Below are 17,867 nucleotides of genomic sequence, written 5' to 3'. Positions count from 1 at the left end.
CTGCGTCGCGCCCCTCCGGTGGCAGCGAATGAGGCAAGCCGCCATACGCGAGCGAGCTGGCGGGAAGTGGGAGGAGACCGGCTACGTCTTCACGACTCGCACCGGCCGGCCGATCGAGCCGCGGAACCTGTACCGCTCCTTCACCCGGGTCGCCAAGAACGCCGGGCTCCGAGTGATCCGGCTGCACGATGCCCGGCACGGATGTGCCACGCTGCTGACCGCCGCCGGGGTCGCTCCCCGCGTCGTGATGGAGATCCTCGGACACAGCCAGATCGCGGTGACCATGAACGTGTACACCCACGTCGTCCAGGACACGCAGCGTGAGGCCGTGAGCCACATGGACCGCTTGCTCAAGCGCCGCCGCGACACCGGCTGATCGCAGCCGTTGATGTCAAGTCTGGATGTCAAAGACCCCCGGCCATGATCGGCTGGGGGTCTTTTGGCCGGTGGGCACAGACGGATTCGAACCGCCGACATCTGCTTTGTAAGTTCGATCGCGTGGTCGGCACGTCCCTGGACGACGGCGCCTGTGATTCCCCGCCTGCTCCGCAGGGGACCGCTGCGATTCGCTCGCGTCCAACGCCGTTGATGTCAAGTCTGGATGTCAGCGGAACTGCTTTGGGACAACAGCCTCGGGCGAGGGGTCCGGTCCGTACTCTGGCAGCAGCAGATGGCGCAACGAGATAGGGCGGTGGCGGAGAGTGGTCGCTCGCGGAGTGCTCGGAGTCGTCGGCACGGCGGCTGATGGAGTTGAGGCGTTGCGCACCGGCCTGGTGGAGCCGGCCTTGGACCGCGGCTGGCATGTGGCCGTGACGCTGACACCAACGGCCGACCAATGGCTCCGTGCCACAGGTGAGGTTGAACGACTAGAGAAAGTGACTGGCCTGCCCGTACGCGATGCGCCGCGCCTGCCCAGCGAGCCCCGCCCCCATCCGGTCGTCGACTGCTACGTTGTGGCCCCGGCGACTGCTAACTACGTAGCCAAGCTGGCAACCGGCATCGCGGATAACCAGGCATTGACACAGGTAGGCGAGGCTATCGGCACCATTGACGTCCCCGTTGTGGTGGTCCCCCGGGTCAACGCCGCCCACGCCCGACACCCGACATGGGACCGGCACATCGAGACCTTGCGGAAAGGAGGCGTGGAGCTCGTCTATGGGCCAGACGCCTGGCCGCTTTATGAACGGCCCAAAGAGCCCACGGATCGTCAACTGCCCTCGGCCGCCATCCTAAAAGCCATCGACCGCGTTGCCGGGTATCCCTGAACCGGTAGCGCCCACGCATGCGGACCATCGCTTCACGAGTTCAGCCGGACCGCGCCCTGCATCACCTGCGGATCGCCGCGCAGGACCACTCAGTGCCGGTGCTATCCGCCGGACGTAGGCGCCGCCCCAGGGCGGTGTGGAGTCTAGCGCAGCAGGCTGCCATGTGAGCAGGAGAAAGCATAGTTCGCGGCATAATTGACATGCATTAGTTAAGTCGGCAGGATGCTTAGGGTGACGCAACTCCTCTCGGCCAGTGAGGCCGACAAAGAGCTGTCCCCGTACCGGTCCCAACTCAGTGGCTCTATCCGAGATGGCTGGAGACGCTGGCAGGCTCTCCTGGCCCTTGACACCGAGTTAGCGGTCATCATCAGCAGCAGGTCGCGCGCCTGCCTGGTGTACGACTTCATCCGCCATGAAGCACTGCGCGCCTTCGACGGCATCCCCGAAGTCACCGTGAGCGAGGAACGGTCGTTTCTTCTGCTCACCTTCAATCAGAAGATCGTCCTGCGGTTCAAGAAGTTCAGCGACAAGAGGCTTCGGACCTCGCGAGCGACGACGCGGCAGGCCCAGGAGTACGCCAATCAGGTGCTTCCAGGCATGGAGGCGTTGACGCACCTCGTAGCCGGATACCTACCCGACGAGCTAGGCCTGGAGCTGGATAGGGCCGCCATCACTTGCAGCCAGGGTTCAGACCTGCTGTGGGTCATCGAGCTCGATCTTGGCATCGACGACGGGCGCGTCACCGCACCGGTGACTCCCCTGGTTCCCTCTGGTCTACCAGCGGGTACGATCGTTCGGCCCCGCCCCGCGGAGGATGCCGAAGAGACCTCCGATCAGGCAGTATCCGAAGAGAGGTAGACCATGAACCCGCGCATGCTGACCCTGGCGCGGGAGTCACGCGGCCTCACGCAGTCTCAGCTTTCGAAGATCACTATGATTGGCCAACCCATCCTCTCGAAGGCTGAGAACGCAGTGGCCCCCCTTTCGCCTGAGCGCATCGACAGGGTTGCCGATGCGCTCGGCTACCCCCGCGAGGTTTTCGATTGGACGGATGAACCCATTGGACTGGGGCCGTCTGGCTTCTATCACCGCAAGCAGTCCGGGCTAGGCCAGGTGGCTCTACGTCGCATCGAGGCGGAGGTCAACTTCCTCCTCATGCGCTTGCGCCGCCTCGAGCGCAGCGTCGACATCGAGCCGGCGTACCGCCTGCCCGTCTTGGATGTCGACGAGTACGAACCTGAAGAGGCCGCCGAGCTTGTACGAGCTACATGGTTGGTCCCTGACGGACCCGTCCAGAACACAATCCAGTTGGTTGAGCGCGCTGGCATCGTCGTGGTCCGCATGGACCTTGGCTCGCCCAAGATTTCTGGCCTGAGTGTGAACCCACCCGGCGATCTTCCTGTCATCGTGCTGAACGAAGGGATGGCGCCCGATCGAGAGCGGTTCACGATCTTGCATGAGGTTGGGCACCTTGTCCTGCATCAGATCCCTAGCGAAGACGGCGAACGAGAGGCAGACAGGTTCGCTGCGGCGTTCTTGATGCCGTCACGAGACATTGGTCCGTATCTATCAGGGATGACGATCCAGCGTGCGGTCCAGCTCAAGCAGCACTGGAAGGTATCGATGGCATCGATCATCCGCCGGGCCTACACGCTCGGAAAGATCGATGACCGACGCTATAAGAGCCTCTTGGTGCAGATGTCTCAGCATGGGTACCGCAGGCACGAGCCTGCTAAGCCTCCCCGGGAGGAGCCGACCATCCTGAAAGACGTACTGGAGGTCTTCCGCACTGGTCATGGCTACAGCGAGCATGAGCTGGCGTCTGTTGTAGGCCTGCGCCTTCGGGAGTTCCACGCTGAATTTGGCGCCGCCCAGGGACTCAGGGCCGTCTAGGCTCAAACCCCGCCAGCGTCGGCGCCTACCTAGGTCGATGTCGTGAAAGAACGACGCCATAGAGCAGCCAACTACGTGAGCGGTCCTGGCCCGTTGGATCAGGACCGCTATGGCTGACCTATGTGGCCGGCCGTCTGAGTTGCTGCACTTCGCTTCTCTGTAGCACGGCTCTGCTGACATGGGGATCAACTGGCGGTGTCTCTTGGTCGCTCAGCTCTCCTGTCTCGCTCCCTTGACGACCCTTCGGTGTTAGATTTCCGGGATGCGTGTTGGGGTATACGTGGATGCTTACAACCTCTACTACGGCGGCCGAGGTTTGTGCGGCCAGGGGACGGCAGGTTGGCGATGGCTCGACGTCCGCGGCCTGGCAACTTCTCTCATCGGTCGTCGCACAGACTGGCCGGGGGCGGTTGTGCATCGTGTCGTCTACTGCACCGCCCGGATTGACGCGACCAGGAACGCTTCTGGACACCGTGACCAGGACATCTACCTCAAAGCGATCGTGGCAGCTGGCAGTGTGGATCACATCGAGTACGGGAAGTACGTCTACCGCGTCAAGTACTCGCCATTGGCAACGAAGGACGGCCGAGGACGCCCCCAACTGGTGGCGCCGCAATGGCCTGTGATGATCCAGGACGGCGGGGCCCCCGCCCAATCCGCTGTCTTCATGGTTTCGCACGCGCACAGCGAGGAGAAGGGTTCTGACGTCAACGTGGCGTCACACCTGCTCATCGACATATTCGACGGATCAGTGGACGCTGCGGTCGTGATCTCGAACGACAGCGACCTGAGTTTCCCACTTAAGGAGGCTCGGCGCCGCGTACCCGTGGGGCTGGTCAACCCCTCACGCAGTCGCCTCGCTGGCGATCTGCAAGGTGCGGCAACTGACGGTGTGGGACGACACTGGTGGCGACAGCTCACTGACCAGGACTTCAAGAGCCACCAACTGGCCGGCACCGTAGGGCCGTACAGCCGCCCAGCTGACTGGTAAGTCGCGCCGGATTGACACTGCCAGGTCGGCGCGCTTTACTGTAGCTACATAAACCACCTGGCCCCTTGTGGGTCAGGTTTTTTTATAGCTCCGGCCCCGCAGGGTCCTCGGACTTGCTCGTTAACCGGCAGGCCGTTGAGCTGCAGCTATCACAGTGCGTAGCAGCATCCCCTCACCGATCTGGCTTCGGGTACTACGCTCCGTCGCTATGCTGACCTCTGGTCACGGAGCGTAGTACCCGAAGCCAGATCGGTGACTTGGCTTTAGGGTTCCTTTGTCGCGCTTTGCCGAATATTTACCCTCAAAGGTCGAGCCAGGCGCACAAGCCCACGTGGTGGCGCTTCATCTTGCCCTGGGTCTTGCCGGGGGATCTTGGCGACCTGCGTTTTTCCTGATCAGGGGCAATAGGTCCGTGCGCCTGGTGGTCGTCGTTGGTCGTCATTGGCCACTGGCGAGCGGCCTCGGACGGCCCCCAGACGGCCCGGGATCGATCACGCGTCGGCTTCTTGCCGCTCGCCGAGCCGGACCCTGACTTGGTGGTTGCGGTCGTTGTGCCCCAGTAAACCTCACCACTGACGAAGGCCCGAGGGCCGGGAGCTCCATCCCCAGCGGTATGTGCGCGATCTCCTCCAGCGCTATGTCGTCCGGCACACCATCCCTGTCTTCCCATGAGGGACGGTCAGCCAGCGGCGTGCAAGCCAGGATGCTTCTGCATCCTTCATTCGCGGGTGGGGATGGCTGCGATGAGGTTGGGGACGCCGCAGGCGGTGGCGAGGAGGTCTGCGTATGCGGTGAGGAGCTGGCGGGTGTCGCGCAGGGCGGTGCGGAGCTGGTCAGATTGAGGCCAAGCCAGCTCGTGGTCGCGTCGGGAGCGGTCGGCGGGCCGGCGGTGCTCCCAGTCCTCCAGGGCGGGGTGCCAGTGGGCCAGCAGTGGGCGCACTCCGTAGTTGAGCATCGCCACCGCCAAGTAGCCGAAGTTGTACTGCCCGTCCCGCTTCGGTTCGGCAATGTCAGGCCCATGCTGGCGCAGGATCTCCCGCGTGGTTTCGAACAGTGAATACAGGCTGCTGAGTGCCTCCCGGAGCAGCCCCTCGTCTTCCCGGAGCGGTACGACCGACACCCGGGTGACCAGCTCGACGTACAGCTCCCATGCGGCACGCCGCTCCTCATTGTTCGGCTCCCAGCAACCGGAGACTTCCACTCCGGGCAGCTTCAATTTCACCTCTACACTCTTCGGACCCCGCACCGATCCCACCCTCCCGATTTCGTCTATTCCCTACCCGCCTCAGGCTATACACGGGATCATGGCCCCTGCATGGCGTCTAGGGACGGGGGCAAGGGTGACCGATCACGCCCAGCAGTTCTTCATCAGCTACGCGGGCACCGACCGGTCCTGGGCCGAATGGGTCGGCTGGCACCTGGAACAGGCCGGCCACCAGGTCATCCTGGACGTCTGGGATTGGCGCACAGGGGACAACTTTGTCCAGCGCATGGATGAGGCACTCAAGCGCGCCGACGCGGTGATCGCCCTGTTCTCCACCTCTTACTTCGAGGACGAACGCTGGACCACCGAGGAGTGGACTGCTGCCGTTGCCCACCGCGAGCGCCTCATCCCTCTTGCCCTAGAACCCCTCACCACCAATGATCTTCCTCGCATTCTGGCCGCCAAGCTCCGCAAGAACCTCCACGGCCTGGATGAGGCCGCAGCCCTGACCGCACTGCGCGAGGCCGTCAACAGTGGCAGCCGCCCAACCGCTCCCCCGCCCTTTCCCGGCACCATCCCGGTCGCAGCCCCCACCCCAATGGCGGGCCAGAGCAAGCCACGCCTGCCCGGAAGTACGGGGCAGCCCCAGGTATGGAGCGTGCGACGGCGCAACCCCGACTTCGCCGGCCGTGAAACCGAGATCGCCCGCCTGCGTGAGAGCCTCGTGAAGGGAAGCAAGGCCGTTCCTCAGGCCCTGCACGGCATGGGCGGGGTCGGTAAAACCCAGCTCGCCCTGGAATATGCCCACCGCTTCGCCGACCAGTACGACCTGGTGTGGTGGATCGATGCCGAACAGCCCGACGAGATCCCCGTCCGCTACACCGAACTCGCCGACCGCCTGGGCATCGCCAAGCCCGACGCCGGCGCCGAAGCCAACGCCCGCGCCCTGCTCTCCCACCTCGATATCCGCGAGCGCTGGCTACTCATCCTGGACAACGCCGAAGACCCCGCCCAGATCGAGCCCTGGCTCGCCCAAGGCCCTGGCCACACCCTGATCACCTCACGCAACCCAAACTGGGCCGGCACCGCCCGCACAACCCCACTGAACGTCTTCACTCGCACCGACTCCCTCACCTATCTGCAGGGGCGAGTCGACGGCATGAACGACGAGCAGGCCGGCAGCCTCGCGGCGGACCTCGGCGATCTCCCGCTCGCCCTCGCCCAGGCCGCCGGCGTCATCGCCAACGGCGGCATGAGCTTGGACCTTTATCACCAGCTTCTTGCCACCAACACGACCCAGATCCTGCAAAAGGGCGGCGCTCCCGGGTACCCGGCACCGGTGGCAGCCACCGTCACCATCGCCGTCAACCGCCTCACCGACCACCACCCCGACGCGGTCGCGCTCCTCCACCTGGTTGCCCTCCTCGGCCCCGAACCCATTCGAAACAGCTGGCTGGAGACCGTTCGTCCCCGACTGGCTACGATCCCCGGCAACACCGATGACCCGATGTGGCTCCATGAAGCGCTAAGCCCCCTCAGCCGTTACGGCCTCGCCCGCACCGAGTCCGAAAGCTTCCAGATCCACCGCCTCACCCAAGCCGTCCTCCGTGACCAACTCCCTCCAGACCAAGCCGTGGCCATCCGCAACGACGCCACCACCCTCCTAGCCGCCGCCAACCCCGGCGACCCCCAAAGCCCGGACTTCTGGCCCGGCTGGGCAGCTCTCACCCCCCACCTCACAGCGCACCACCTCGCCGCCACCGAGCAACCTGAACTGCGGCCAACGCTCCTCGACGCCGCCCATTACCTGATCAGAAGCGGCCAGACACGCACCGCCCGCGACCTCACCGCTGCGGCTTACTCGGCATGGGCCACCGATCTGGGACAGGACCACCCCGATACCCTCACCGGCGCGCAGTTCCTCGGCCACGCCACCGCCGACCTCGGCGAGTACGCCGAATCCCGCCGCATCATCGAGGACACCCTCGCCCGCCGGCGCCGCACCCTCGGCGACGACCACCCCGAAACCCTCCAATCCGCCAACGACCTCGCCAGCGCCCTGCACGATCTCGGCGAGCACGCCGAATCCCGCCGCATGGACGAGGACACCCTCGCCCGCCGGCGCCGCACCCTCGGCGACGACCACCCCGAAACCCTCCAATCCGCCCACAACCTCGCCGTCACCCTGGACAACCTCGGCGAGCACGCCGAATCCCGCCGCATGGACGAGGACACCCTCGCCCGCCGGCGCCGCACCCTCGGCGACGACCACCCCGAAACCCTCCAATCCGCCGACAGCCTCGCCAGCGCCCTGCACAATCTCGGCGAGCACGCCGAATCCCGCCGCATCATCGAGGACACCCTCGCCCGCCGCCGCCGCACCCTCGGCGACGACCACCCCGACACCCTCCAATCCGCCCACAACCTCGCCGTCACCCTGCACGATCTCGGCGAGCACGCCGAATCCCGCCGCATCATCGAGGACACCCTCGCCCGCCGCCGCCGCACCCTCGGCGACGACCACCCCGAAACCCTCCAATCTGCCCACAGCCTCGCCTGCGCCCTGCACAACCTGCGCCAATACGCGGCAGCGGCTCAGCTCCTTGAAGACGTGCGCAACCGCTATCGCCGCACCCTCGGCGACGACCACCCCAACACCGCAGACGCCACCCACAACCTCGCTAAGGCACTAACCGCGCTGGGAAGGCGATTCGAAGCCCAGCGACTGCTGGCCCCCCAGAAACAGAAGAAGTCGCGCTTCCGCCGCAAGCGCCGGTAACCCACTACTGAAGCGTCGTGGCCTCGCCTGACCAGCTCAACCACACACCTACCCCAGCTCCCATCCCGTCCGCCGTCGACCCACACACCGTGGAGCGGACGTGGTCCCTGGCGTCCAGGTGGAGCGCGCCACTGAACGAACGACCTGGACGCCAGGGGCCGCGTCTGCTCGGCTCTGCCTGGGTCGACGGCGGACGGGATGGGAGCTCCCCGCGCACGCCCCTAGGGGCCTGCAGCCGGGAACGGCGCCCCCCTCCATCCCGGTGCTGGCTGATCCCCCGCCGGAGGCATCATCTTTTGCCCGCGGATGACGTCCCGCCCTTGCCTGCGGGCACGCAGCGCGCCGCCGGGCGCGGCCAGCCGGGGCGGAGACAGGAGGCAGGCCGCGCCGTAGAGGCGGCGCGCGCCCGCGCCGTGCGCGGGCCTTGATGACGTAGGGAAAGTCTTACCGCGTTGCAAAGGTATTGTTGATCATGGTCATGCGGTTCGGCTGTCAGGCTTCTGCCCGTGTTCGAGGTATACCGGGGCGGCCTCGCTCCGGGCGGCCTCTGCCGCTGCAAGGATGCGTCGTGCCAAGCGCGGGATGGTGCGCTCGGTGATCTCTTCGGGCGCGAGGAAAGCGAAGCCCTTCAGCTCGTCCGCCTGCAAGGTGATCTCTGCCAAGTGATCCGGAGTGAGCTGGCCGCCGTCGAAGAGGTACAGCACCTTGTCGCCCTCGACCTCGTTCGGGGCCCAGTCGACGGCCAGCAGACGCCCAAGGGGCGGTGTGATCCCCAGCTCTTCCTGAACCTCGCGGATGGCAGCGTGAAGCGGTGATTCGCCGGTCTCGACATATCCCCCGGGGATCTCCCAGTAGGTCTTGTATGTCGGCTCCACCATGAGGACCCGTTCGTCGGCATCAAAGAAGAGCGCACCCGCGGCCATGCGCGGATGCGCCATCTTTGCTTCGTGTGCGTTGGCTGCCATGCAGCCGAGGGTACCCAGCTCAGACGACGTGCAGTCTGTCGGCCAGGTCCGCCAGAGTGCGGCTTGGCCGGCCGCGCTGGTTCCGGACCCAGGTGAGCACCAGCTCGCGTGCGAGGTAGTGGCTCCGTACCTGCTCAGGTGCCCAGCTCTCTGCTTCGAGCATCTTCGCCAGCGCATCATCCATCCGGTTGTGGGCGCTGAGGGCTCGGGCCACTTCGAGGTTGTGCCGGGTCCGGCGTTCGGTCGGCAGGCCGCTGGTATCGATCTGCGGGCCGAGGTCTACCGCTACCTGCATGTCTCCCAGCTCGGCGGCGGTGGCCACTCGGTGGATCGCGACGTTCGTCGGGCCGAAGGCGGTCCATACGTGGTTCGCGTCGCGTCCCAGTCGCCGCGCTGCCTGGTCGGCCGCGCCGAGGAAGGTCTGAGTCGTGGCGCGGTCCTCCGCGTGGGCCGCTGCCATCGAGCCTGCGAGGTACAGCGTTCCGTAGATCGACAGGAACTCGGGGGTGGCGTCGTCCAGGCCGGGGCGAAGGTAGTCCCCCGCGTCGCCGACGAGCTGCACGGCGGCATCGAACCGGCCATTGGACAGCAGGCAGTGAGCCACGGACCGGAAGAGCGAACCGGTCACGACGGGATTGCCGGACTGCTGCGCTGCCGCCAAACCGCGTTCGGCGGCGATCCATGCGAGGTCGGCTTCACCCAGCTTGGTCAGCACCATGGCGGCGCCTTGGTAGGTCATCGCCATGAGTTCGTGGGCTTGCTCGCGTTCTCGCCCTTCGTATGCCTGGGCCGCGATGAGTACGTCGGCGAGCAGGAGGGGCAGGCGCCTGGTCGCGAACCCGTACCGCGAGTCCTGGTAGGCGTCCCAGACTTCGGCCACGCTGCTGCGCAGCTCGTCGAGCGGGGTGGGCTCGCCCTCGGTGGTGATTCCCAACAGCGGGGTGAGCTGGCGGTAGTTCATCAGGGCCGAGCGAAGTGCCGGCACTGTTCGGGTGCCGCTGTCGGCCGTCCAGTCCAAGAGAGTCGGCTCAGCGAGCAGATCGCCCAGGGTCACGTCGAGGGCGTCGGCCAGTGACTTGATGACCGAGAGCCTGTCCAGCTCCAGCCGGTTGTTCTCGGCCTTGCTCAGCCAGTCGACCGTCCGGCCGACCAGTCCGGCCAGGACCTCCTGGGACATCCCACGCCTGCGGCGGTACCAGGCGACTCGTTCGCCGATCGTCAGGTTCGTCGTCATTCCTCGCATGGGAAGAGCGTCCCCCCATCTCTCCATGGGACCCCGGAGCGAATTTCCGGGGTAGTGCGGCGGTCCGCTCCTAGCGTTGCTGACAACCCAAGGGGCTGTCAGGTCGAACGCACGACGAAGGGGCCACGATGGCGCTGTCCCCGGCCGAAGTGGTGGAACTCATCAGTGAAGTCAGGGCACTTGGAGAGGAGGTGGCAGACCTTGCGAGCCGTGCCGACGCGATGCTCAACCGTCTTGCGGCTGCTTCCGGACCAGTTGCTCAAGCTGATCCATCCGCTCCGCGAGACGGCGCACGTCCCGGCGGACCTCCGACAGGTACTGGGCGATCTCCTCGAACTCGGGGCTGCGCTTCGGGGGGCGAGGCTCGCCAGGAAGGGTGACGAAGCTCCCCTTGCCCTGGTGAGAGATCGCGTAGCCGTCCTCGCGGAGTCGTGAGATCGCCTGCCGGGCGACGGTTCGCGAGACATCGTGCGTGCTCATCAGCTCGGTCTCGGACGGCAGCTTCGTCCCCGGGGCCAGCTCCCCGTCACGGATTCGCCGCTTGAAGTCGTCGGCGATCTCCAAGTACTTCGCACGCCCGGTGAACTCGGCCATAGCCCCTCTCAGTGCTTGTCGCACTAAGTGCAGCACATCGGATGGACAAGAGTCGAGCAAGTCCACTTGACGTACTAAGTACTTCAGGTGCACTCTCGTGACAGGTCGACGTACTAAGTACGTCAAGTTGATTGAATCTAGGAGCACACTCATGCGTCAGATCCCCGTCGACACCTCCGCCGCCTCCGTGATGGTGGCCCAGCCCCCGCAGCCGAAGATCGCCAACCGTCAGACCGGTGAGGTCGCCACCGACCGTGAGACCGGGGCGAGCCTGATGACGGTGCACGTGATGTTCGTCCTGGACGGCAACGCCGAGATCCTGAACCTGACGGTTCCGGAGACTGGTATCTCCGGTGAGCTGGCCATGGGCACGCCGGTGGCGCTGACCGGTCTGGTGGCCCGGCCGTGGGAGAACGAGTTCAACGGGCAGAAGCGGCACGGGATCGCCTTCCGTGCGGTCGCGGTCACCTCGCTGGTTGCCGGTGCTGCGCAGTCTGAGGCGGCCTGACCAATGACCTGGTCCACGGTCGCGCTGCTGCTGGTCGTCGCCACTGCGGGTGTTCTGCGGTGGCGGCGCCCCGCCTGGTACTGGCTGACCTTCGGGGTCACCTTCGCCGCCGTGCGGGTCCTGGTCCGGTACGCCTCGGTCATGGACGCCTGCGGCCTAACGGTCCCGCCTTCGCGGTGGCGGCTGTCGCTGGCCCGAATGACCAACCGCCCGGTTCCGGAGCCGCGAGCCCCGCGCATCCTGCGCATGCGTCCGACCCGGACCGGCCTGGTGCTGCGGCTCAAGCTCCGTCCGGGTCAGGACGCCTTCGACGTGGCTGCCGCATCGGACCGGCTGCGGCACTCGTTCGGTATGTACGGCGTCACCTCCCGCGAAGTCCGCTCGGGGGTCGTGGAGTTGCGGATGACCGGCTACGACGTGCTCAAGCGGGTGCAGATGCCCGCGAAGACGGACCGCGCCCCGATGCGGGTCCCGGTGGCCCTCCGGGAAGACGGCTCGGTGCACTACCGCGACTACCGCGCCGTTCCCCACGCCCTGACCCTCGGCGCCACGGAGTCCGGCAAGTCCGTCTACCAGCGAAACCTCGTCGCCGGGCTGGCTCCACTGGACGTGGCCCTGGTCGGGATCGACTGCAAGCAGGGCGTAGAGCTGTTCCCGTTGGCCCGCCGGTTCTCGGCGCTGGCAGACAACCCCGACACCGCCGCCGAACTCCTCGACGCCCTCGTGACCCACATGGAGGAGGTCTACCAGCTCATACGGGCCGATCAGCGCATCAGCGTGAACGTTCCGGATGCGGAGATCCCCGCCGACATCTGGGACCTGCCCGACGACATTCGCCCGACACCCGTCGTGGTCCTGGTCGACGAGGTCGCCGAACTCGCCCTCTCCGGCCCCACGAAGGAGGAGGAGAAGCGCCGCGACCGGATCATCACCGCACTCGTGCGCCTCGCCCAGCTCGGCCGCGCGGCCGGCATCTATCTGGAAATCTGCGGGCAGCGCTTCGGCTCTGAACTCGGCAAGGGCATCACCATGCTCCGCGCCCAGCTCACCGGCCGTACCGCCCACCGCGTCAACGACGAACCCTCAGCCAACATGGCCTTCGGCGACATCTCCCCGGACGCCGTCCTCGCCGCCATCCAAATCCCCGCCGAGGCTCGCGGCGTCGCCATCGCAGGTGACTCCACCGGCGGGTGGGCCCGTATCCGCGCCCCGCACACCACGCTTCGGCAGGCCGTGAACATCTGCAACCGGTACGCCGACCGCACCCCGGATCTGCCCGAACTCGCACCCTTCCGCCCCACGCTGGCCACTACGCCTGCGGATTCTGTGCCGCTGTCCAAGGCCAAGCCCGCGACGGCCTGACACCTGCCGCATACCGGTCGGCGTGACCGTCTCGCGCCAAGTCCCTACCCCCTCCATGCCTGAAACGAGAGGAGACCGCGATGTTCTGCGAGTACTGCGGCGATGCCGACGGCGAGGAAACCGGAGTTGACCACGACGAACGTGACTGCCCCTGGCAGCAGACCGACGGCGACCCCGTGCTGGTCGACCCCGCGGAGCTGGCGCAGACGCTCCAGAGGACGGCGGACGGCTCCCTGGCCCACAGTGCCGCGATCGGACTCCTGGTCAGCCATGGCCTGTGGATCAAGCGTCTGGCCGAACGGCCCGGCCTGCTGCTGATCGACTACTCCGAACCCTCCCCGTACGCGTATGGCATCGACTGGCTCAAGGTCGTAGAGGCCCTGGAAACGAAGGACCTGCCCGCCTCCGGCGGGGAACTGCGCGTCCTCGCGATCGCAGCATCCCTGGCCGACACCGCCGCCCGCATTCCGCTCGGCGATGCCGTCACCGGCCTGGACGCGCCCAACCTCGGCTTGGTCCTGAATGCCATCGCCCAGGCCAACGGCCGATCCATGGTCAGGTGACCGCGATGCCGTCTCAACTCCGCATCGACGCCGTGCTGGTCCAGGCCGTTATCGCCGGCGCCCTGTCCTTCGCCCACCTGCATGACCTGGCCGCCGCTGCCGGACAGGACGGCTGGAAGGCCTGGGCCTACCCGATCAGCGTCGACCTGCTGCTGGTCGCGGCCTGGCGTCGGCTACGCAACTCCGGCCCGTCCCGGCTGGCCTGGTGCTGGTTCCTGATCGCCCTCGTGGCCTCGCTCGGCGCCAACGTGGCGACTGCCGGATTCCTCGACCTTGCCCACCCGCCCGCGTGGCTACGTTTCGGCATCGCTGGATGGCCTGCCCTGGCCTTTCTCGGCGGCACCCTGCTCGCCCACTCCGCTGGGGACCCGGTGCCGGTTCCGCCGGCGCCCGCAGCGCCCGAAGTCGAGATGGAGCCAGAGCCCGCCGCCGATCCCGACCCGCGGCTTGAGCCGGAACCCGACCCGGCTCCGGTCACCGCTGCCGACGAAGCTCCCGCCCTGCCCGCCGCCGATCTTGATCCGGCTCCCGAACCCGCCGCCCCGGCTCCTGCTCCGCCGGTCCCGGCCGCGCTGGTCGACCACGCCCGCAAGGTCGCCGACGCCCACCAGGCCCGCACCGGCACCCCGATCGACACCGACACCCTGCGCGCCCGCCTCGGCGTCCCGGCCCCGATGGCTGCACAGATCGCCGCCCAACTCACCTGACCCGAAAGGAGAAACCGCCCATGCCTGCCCGCGACCACTTCCACTCCGTGATGCGGATCGGCCCCGTGCAGATCGGCACCCACCGCGACCGCCACGGCCACACCAAGCACGCCGCCGTGTGCACCAACGACCGCTGCGGCTGGTCCTCCGACTACTCCAGCCAGTCCGCCGCCCAGCTCGCCGCCCGCACCCACCGCTGCAAGGTCCGCTAAAGGAGGCCCACCCTCGATGAATGTCCCGCTCTGGCTCGCCCTGATCGTCGTCGGCTACCTCGGCATCAAGCTCATCCGCCCGCCCTGGTGGCTCGTGGCCGTCCTCCTGCTCGGCGGCTACCTCCTCGCCGACAGCCTCCTGGCTCCCGCCATCGACACCGCCATCAAGTAGGGGGGAACCGCTGATGCTCCGCCCGAAAATCCCGACCAATCCCGTACCGACCGGCACGGTCAACCGGCCCGCAGTCGAGCCGACGGCAATCGTGCAGCACACCCCGGCCGCCACGCCCACTCCGGTCGCACCCGCGCCGTCCCGGGCCGCGGTTCAGCTGACCCCCGGTGCCCTGGTCGCCGTCGTCGGCGGCGGAGCTGCCGTGGTCCTGATCGTCGGCGCCGTCCTGGTCTCGATGCTCCTCGCCGTGGCTGTCACCGGCGTCTCGGTCGCCATCTGCGCCGTGGTCCTGCGCTCCCTGCTGGCCTCGCACAGCCACCGCTGACCGGCCTCCGGGCGGTGCCACAAGCCGCCAAGCATCGCCGCCGCCCGGACGGCCCACGCAACCCCTCCAACCGCAACGAAGGAGAACCGTGGACACACAAGCGCTCGCCTTAGCCCTCCCGCTCCTCGGCTGGACCGCCCACGCCGGAATCCTCGCTCACCGCCTCGCCGCCGCCCGGCGCGACCCCCTCACCGGCCTTTACACCCGAGCCGGTTGGAGCGCCCGCGCAGAACGGATCATCCGCCGCAACCGGGACGCGATCGTCGTACTCGTCGACCTCGACGACTTCAAGAGCCTCAACGACACACACGGCCACGCGGCCGGAGACGCAGCCCTGACCGCCGCAGCATCCCGCCTCACCGCCTGGTGCGGACGCCACGGCATCGCGGGCCGCCTCGGCGGAGACGAGTTCGTCGCCGTCATCACCAGCTCGGACACCGGCACCCGCCTGTCCGACCTGGTCCGTGATCTGAACCGGCCCTTCCTCTACGACGGGCGAATCCTGCCGCTCGCCGCCTCCGTCGGCTCCTGCCGCCTCGCCGACCTGGCCGTCAGGGCACTGCCGCAAGCCATGGCTGTTGCCGACGGCGCGATGTACGCGGCCAAGGGACAGCCCGGCCGCCGCGGTCCTCGTCCCGCATCTCACTGACCGGCCTCCGGGCGGCGCACAAGCCGCCAAGCATCGCCGCCGCCCGGACGGTCCGGCCCCTTCCAACCGCAATCGAAAGGAACGCCCATCATGACCCAGCGCACCTCACCCGCGCCTCGAATCTGCCCGGCCTGCGACGGCCAGGCATCCGCCGCCGTCACCATCGGCGGCCGCGACCGCCGCGGACACCTGCGCACCATCACCGTCCACTGCCCCGCCTGCCACGGCACCGGCACCAAGGCCGACCGCCCGGCCCAGCTCGCCGGGGGCCGCGTATGAGCAACCCCGCGACCTTCGCGGGCCTGGACCCGACCACCCTGGGAGACCTCCTCCGGGTGGCCGGGTCTGAAGGCTTCGACCGCTGGCAAGACCAGATCCGCCGCACCGGCGGCTGCGCCAACCCCATCCACCTGCGCGGCTGGACCCTCACCAAGGACAAGACCACCGGCGAGACCCTGCACCACTACACAACCGAGAACGAGCCGGGCGGACGCCTCCGCGTTGCCTGCGGCAACCGCCGCGCCTCCCGTTGCCCGGCCTGCGCCTGGACCTACGCGGGCGACACCTACCACCTCATCCGCGCGGGCCTGGCCGGTGACGACCGCCGCGACATCCCCGGCACCGTCCGCGACCACCCGCGCGTCTTCGCCACCCTCACCGCCCCCTCGTTCGGCCCGGTGCACAACCGGCCCGACCGTGGCACCTGCCGCTGCGGCACCACCCACACCGCAGACGATCCCGCGCTCGGCACGGCCCTCGACCCGGCCACGTACGACTACGCCGGGGCGGTGCTGTTCAACAATCACGCCGGACAGCTCTGGCAGCGCTTCACCAACCGGCTGCGCCGCGAGATCGCCGCTCGCGCCGGACTCTCTCAGCGTGCCCTCGCCGAGGTGCTGCGCGTCTCCTACGGCAAGGTCGCCGAGTTCCAAAAGCGCGGCGCCGTCCACTTCCACGCCGTCATCCGCCTCGACGGCCCGGAAGGCCCTGACACCTCGCCGCCGTCCTGGGCGACCACCGGTCTCCTCGCCGATGCCATCCGCGCTGCTGTACGGCACTCGTACACAAGCGTCAGTGTCCCGGCGGCCGGTGACCAACCCGCCCGTACCTTCCGCTGGGGCACCCAGCTCGACGTACGGCCCGTGAAGGCATTCGGGGACGGCTCTGACATCACCGAGCAGGCGGTTGCCTCCTACGTCGCCAAGTACGCCACCAAGGCCGCCGAGAACACCGGCACCCTGGACCGCCGTATCGGTGAACTCGCCGAACTCGACCGCCACCAGGTCCCCGACCACGCCCGGCGCCTCATCGAAGCTTGCAAGACCCTCGATCCGCTCTACCCGGACCGGCGCCTGTGGGCCTGGGCGCACATGCTCGGATTCCGCGGCCACTTCTCCACGAAGTCCCGCCGTTACTCCACCACGCTCGGCGAACTCCGCCAGGCCCGCGCCGATTTCCGCGCCGCCCGGGAACGCGAAGCCCTCGGCCTGGAGGACCGCGAGCCGGACACGGTGCTCGTCCTCGCCGACTGGCAGTACGCCGGCCACGGCCACACGCCGGGCGAATCAGTCCTCGCCGCGACCATCGCCCGCGACATCCAACTCAACCGCGAAACCGCCCGCGAAGCCCTGCAAGACCTCGATCTGGGAGGAGCCGCAGCATGACCACACCGACCGCCGAACTGCTGACCGTGCCGGAAGCCATGAAGCGGCTCAAGCTCGGACGTTCCAAAGTCTACGACCTGATCCGCTCGCACCGGCTGGTCTCGATCAAGATTGACGGCGCTCGCCGCATCCCAGCCGATGCTCTGCGGGACTTCATCCTCGGCCAGATCGAGGAGGCGGCCTGATGGCCAGTCAGCGCAGGCGGAACCCCAATGGCGCGGGCACGATCACCAAGCGCAAGGACGGCCGGTACCAGGCGGCGGTCTACGTGCTGCAGCCGGACGGCACCCGCGCCCGCAAGTTCGCCTACGGCAAGACCTGGGCGGAGTGCGACGCCAAGCGCCGCGAACTGCTCGCCAAGGTGGACAGCGGTGTCCCGGTGCCCACCCGGTCGGCGAAGCTCTCCGAGTGGCTGCCCTACTGGCTGGAGCACGTCATCAAGCCCCGTCGGAGGCGGACAACGTACGCCAAGTACGAGGTCCATGTTCGGCTCTACCTGGTGCCCATGCTCGGCTCCAAGCGGCTGGAATCGCTCAGCGTCTCTGACGTTCGGCGCTTCCTGGTCCAGCTGGAGAAGAAGACGACGGCGGCCACCGCGAAGGAGTCGCACCGCGTGCTCCGGACTTCGCTGACGGCTGCCTGCCGGGAGGAGCTGGTCACGCGCAATGTTGCCACCCTCATCGAGCCGCCTTCGGTCGAGTCGCGCGACCTGTCGCCATGGTCGCTGGATGAGACGCTGGACTTCCTCGCTGCCGCCCGGCGCGACCCCCT

Annotated in this window: 22 protein-coding genes; 18 read left to right on the top strand and 4 right to left on the bottom strand. The window is 67.6% G+C overall.

All coding sequences use genetic code 11. From position 1 onward, the window contains the following. The 5 genes from ACY34J_RS27335 to ACY34J_RS27315 all read left to right on the top strand — a co-directional run. A partial coding sequence (locus ACY34J_RS27335; RefSeq protein WP_462729320.1) for a tyrosine-type recombinase/integrase occupies window positions 1-376 on the top strand: 376 nt, incomplete at its 5' end. Window positions 377-758: 382 nt separating this feature from the next. Further along, window positions 759-1,265 carry a flavoprotein gene (locus ACY34J_RS27330; protein WP_462761983.1) on the top strand — a complete coding sequence of 169 codons (507 nt, stop codon included), beginning with the start codon at window positions 759-761 and terminating at the stop codon, window positions 1,263-1,265. 231 nt (window positions 1,266-1,496) lie between these two features. Further along, complete coding sequence (locus ACY34J_RS27325; protein ID WP_462729318.1) at window positions 1,497-2,123, top strand: hypothetical protein; 627 nt, start codon at window positions 1,497-1,499, stop codon at window positions 2,121-2,123. Between the two features lie 3 nt (window positions 2,124-2,126). Continuing rightward, the gene (locus tag ACY34J_RS27320; RefSeq protein WP_462729317.1) at window positions 2,127-3,158 is read left to right on the top strand and encodes an ImmA/IrrE family metallo-endopeptidase; all 1,032 of its coding nucleotides are present in this window, start codon (window positions 2,127-2,129) and stop codon (window positions 3,156-3,158) included. Between the two features lie 280 nt (window positions 3,159-3,438). Next, window positions 3,439-4,149, top strand: a complete 711-nt coding sequence (locus ACY34J_RS27315; RefSeq protein WP_462729316.1) for a PIN domain-containing protein — start codon at window positions 3,439-3,441, stop codon at window positions 4,147-4,149. Between the two features lie 718 nt (window positions 4,150-4,867). Here the strand turns inward: ACY34J_RS27315 and ACY34J_RS27310 are convergent. Next, window positions 4,868-5,371, bottom strand: a complete 504-nt coding sequence (locus ACY34J_RS27310) for a hypothetical protein (RefSeq protein WP_462729315.1) — start codon at window positions 5,369-5,371, stop codon at window positions 4,868-4,870. 118 nt (window positions 5,372-5,489) lie between these two features. Between ACY34J_RS27310 and fxsT the strand changes: the two genes are divergently transcribed. Further along, complete coding sequence (gene fxsT, locus ACY34J_RS27305; protein WP_462729314.1) at window positions 5,490-8,132, top strand: FxSxx-COOH system tetratricopeptide repeat protein; 2,643 nt, start codon at window positions 5,490-5,492, stop codon at window positions 8,130-8,132. A 476-nt stretch (window positions 8,133-8,608) separates the two neighbouring features. On the opposite strand, the gene ACY34J_RS27300 is transcribed toward fxsT, so the two are convergent. The 3 genes from ACY34J_RS27300 to ACY34J_RS27290 all read right to left on the bottom strand — a co-directional run bounded on the left by ACY34J_RS27300 (window position 8,609) and on the right by ACY34J_RS27290 (window position 10,934). Continuing rightward, window positions 8,609-9,097, bottom strand: a complete 489-nt coding sequence (locus ACY34J_RS27300) for an NUDIX domain-containing protein (protein WP_462729313.1) — start codon at window positions 9,095-9,097, stop codon at window positions 8,609-8,611. Between the two features lie 19 nt (window positions 9,098-9,116). Then, window positions 9,117-10,331: a helix-turn-helix domain-containing protein gene (locus tag ACY34J_RS27295; RefSeq protein ID WP_462729312.1), complete on the bottom strand. Its 1,215-nt coding sequence runs from the start codon at window positions 10,329-10,331 to the stop codon at window positions 9,117-9,119. A gap of 234 nt (window positions 10,332-10,565) precedes the next feature. Then, window positions 10,566-10,934, bottom strand: coding sequence for a GntR family transcriptional regulator (locus ACY34J_RS27290; RefSeq protein WP_462729311.1), 369 nt, complete (start codon window positions 10,932-10,934; stop codon window positions 10,566-10,568). A 151-nt stretch (window positions 10,935-11,085) separates the two neighbouring features. Here ACY34J_RS27290 and ACY34J_RS27285 point away from each other — a divergent pair, with 151 nt between their 5' ends. From ACY34J_RS27285 to ACY34J_RS27230, 12 genes are all read left to right on the top strand, one after another. Further along, window positions 11,086-11,442: an SCO3933 family regulatory protein gene (locus tag ACY34J_RS27285; protein WP_462729310.1), complete on the top strand. Its 357-nt coding sequence runs from the start codon at window positions 11,086-11,088 to the stop codon at window positions 11,440-11,442. 3 nt (window positions 11,443-11,445) lie between these two features. Further along, window positions 11,446-12,804: an FtsK/SpoIIIE domain-containing protein gene (locus ACY34J_RS27280; protein WP_462729309.1), complete on the top strand. Its 1,359-nt coding sequence runs from the start codon at window positions 11,446-11,448 to the stop codon at window positions 12,802-12,804. An 80-nt stretch (window positions 12,805-12,884) separates the two neighbouring features. Next, window positions 12,885-13,367 carry a hypothetical protein gene (locus ACY34J_RS27275; RefSeq protein WP_462729308.1) on the top strand — a complete coding sequence of 161 codons (483 nt, stop codon included), beginning with the start codon at window positions 12,885-12,887 and terminating at the stop codon, window positions 13,365-13,367. 5 nt (window positions 13,368-13,372) lie between these two features. After that, complete coding sequence (locus tag ACY34J_RS27270) at window positions 13,373-14,074, top strand: DUF2637 domain-containing protein (protein WP_462729307.1); 702 nt, start codon at window positions 13,373-13,375, stop codon at window positions 14,072-14,074. A gap of 20 nt (window positions 14,075-14,094) precedes the next feature. Continuing rightward, a complete protein-coding gene (locus tag ACY34J_RS27265) occupies window positions 14,095-14,286 on the top strand; it encodes a mobile element transfer protein (protein ID WP_462729306.1) in 192 nt (63 codons plus the stop codon). A 16-nt stretch (window positions 14,287-14,302) separates the two neighbouring features. Further along, window positions 14,303-14,458: a hypothetical protein gene (locus ACY34J_RS27260; protein WP_462729305.1), complete on the top strand. Its 156-nt coding sequence runs from the start codon at window positions 14,303-14,305 to the stop codon at window positions 14,456-14,458. A gap of 13 nt (window positions 14,459-14,471) precedes the next feature. Further along, window positions 14,472-14,783 (top strand): SpdD-like protein, encoded by a 312-nt coding sequence (locus ACY34J_RS27255; protein WP_462729304.1) that lies wholly within the window; start codon window positions 14,472-14,474, stop codon window positions 14,781-14,783. Between the two features lie 88 nt (window positions 14,784-14,871). Next, window positions 14,872-15,432 carry a GGDEF domain-containing protein gene (locus ACY34J_RS27250; protein WP_462729303.1) on the top strand — a complete coding sequence of 187 codons (561 nt, stop codon included), beginning with the start codon at window positions 14,872-14,874 and terminating at the stop codon, window positions 15,430-15,432. 90 nt (window positions 15,433-15,522) lie between these two features. Continuing rightward, window positions 15,523-15,711 carry a hypothetical protein gene (locus ACY34J_RS27245; RefSeq protein ID WP_462729302.1) on the top strand — a complete coding sequence of 63 codons (189 nt, stop codon included), beginning with the start codon at window positions 15,523-15,525 and terminating at the stop codon, window positions 15,709-15,711. Continuing rightward, window positions 15,708-17,096: a replication initiator protein RepSA gene (gene repSA / locus ACY34J_RS27240; RefSeq protein ID WP_462729301.1), complete on the top strand. Its 1,389-nt coding sequence runs from the start codon at window positions 15,708-15,710 to the stop codon at window positions 17,094-17,096. The genes ACY34J_RS27245 and repSA overlap by 4 nt, the downstream gene beginning before the upstream one ends. Continuing rightward, window positions 17,093-17,281: a helix-turn-helix domain-containing protein gene (locus tag ACY34J_RS27235; RefSeq protein WP_462729300.1), complete on the top strand. Its 189-nt coding sequence runs from the start codon at window positions 17,093-17,095 to the stop codon at window positions 17,279-17,281. The genes repSA and ACY34J_RS27235 overlap by 4 nt, the downstream gene beginning before the upstream one ends. Beyond that, window positions 17,281-17,867, top strand: a 587-nt coding sequence (locus ACY34J_RS27230; RefSeq protein WP_462729299.1) for a tyrosine-type recombinase/integrase, incomplete at its 3' end; no start/stop codon positions are given. The genes ACY34J_RS27235 and ACY34J_RS27230, both read left to right, overlap by 1 nt.

The organism is Streptomyces sp. HSS9-12 (assembly GCF_054963655.1).
This window is presented reverse-complemented; position numbering and strand designations above follow the sequence as displayed.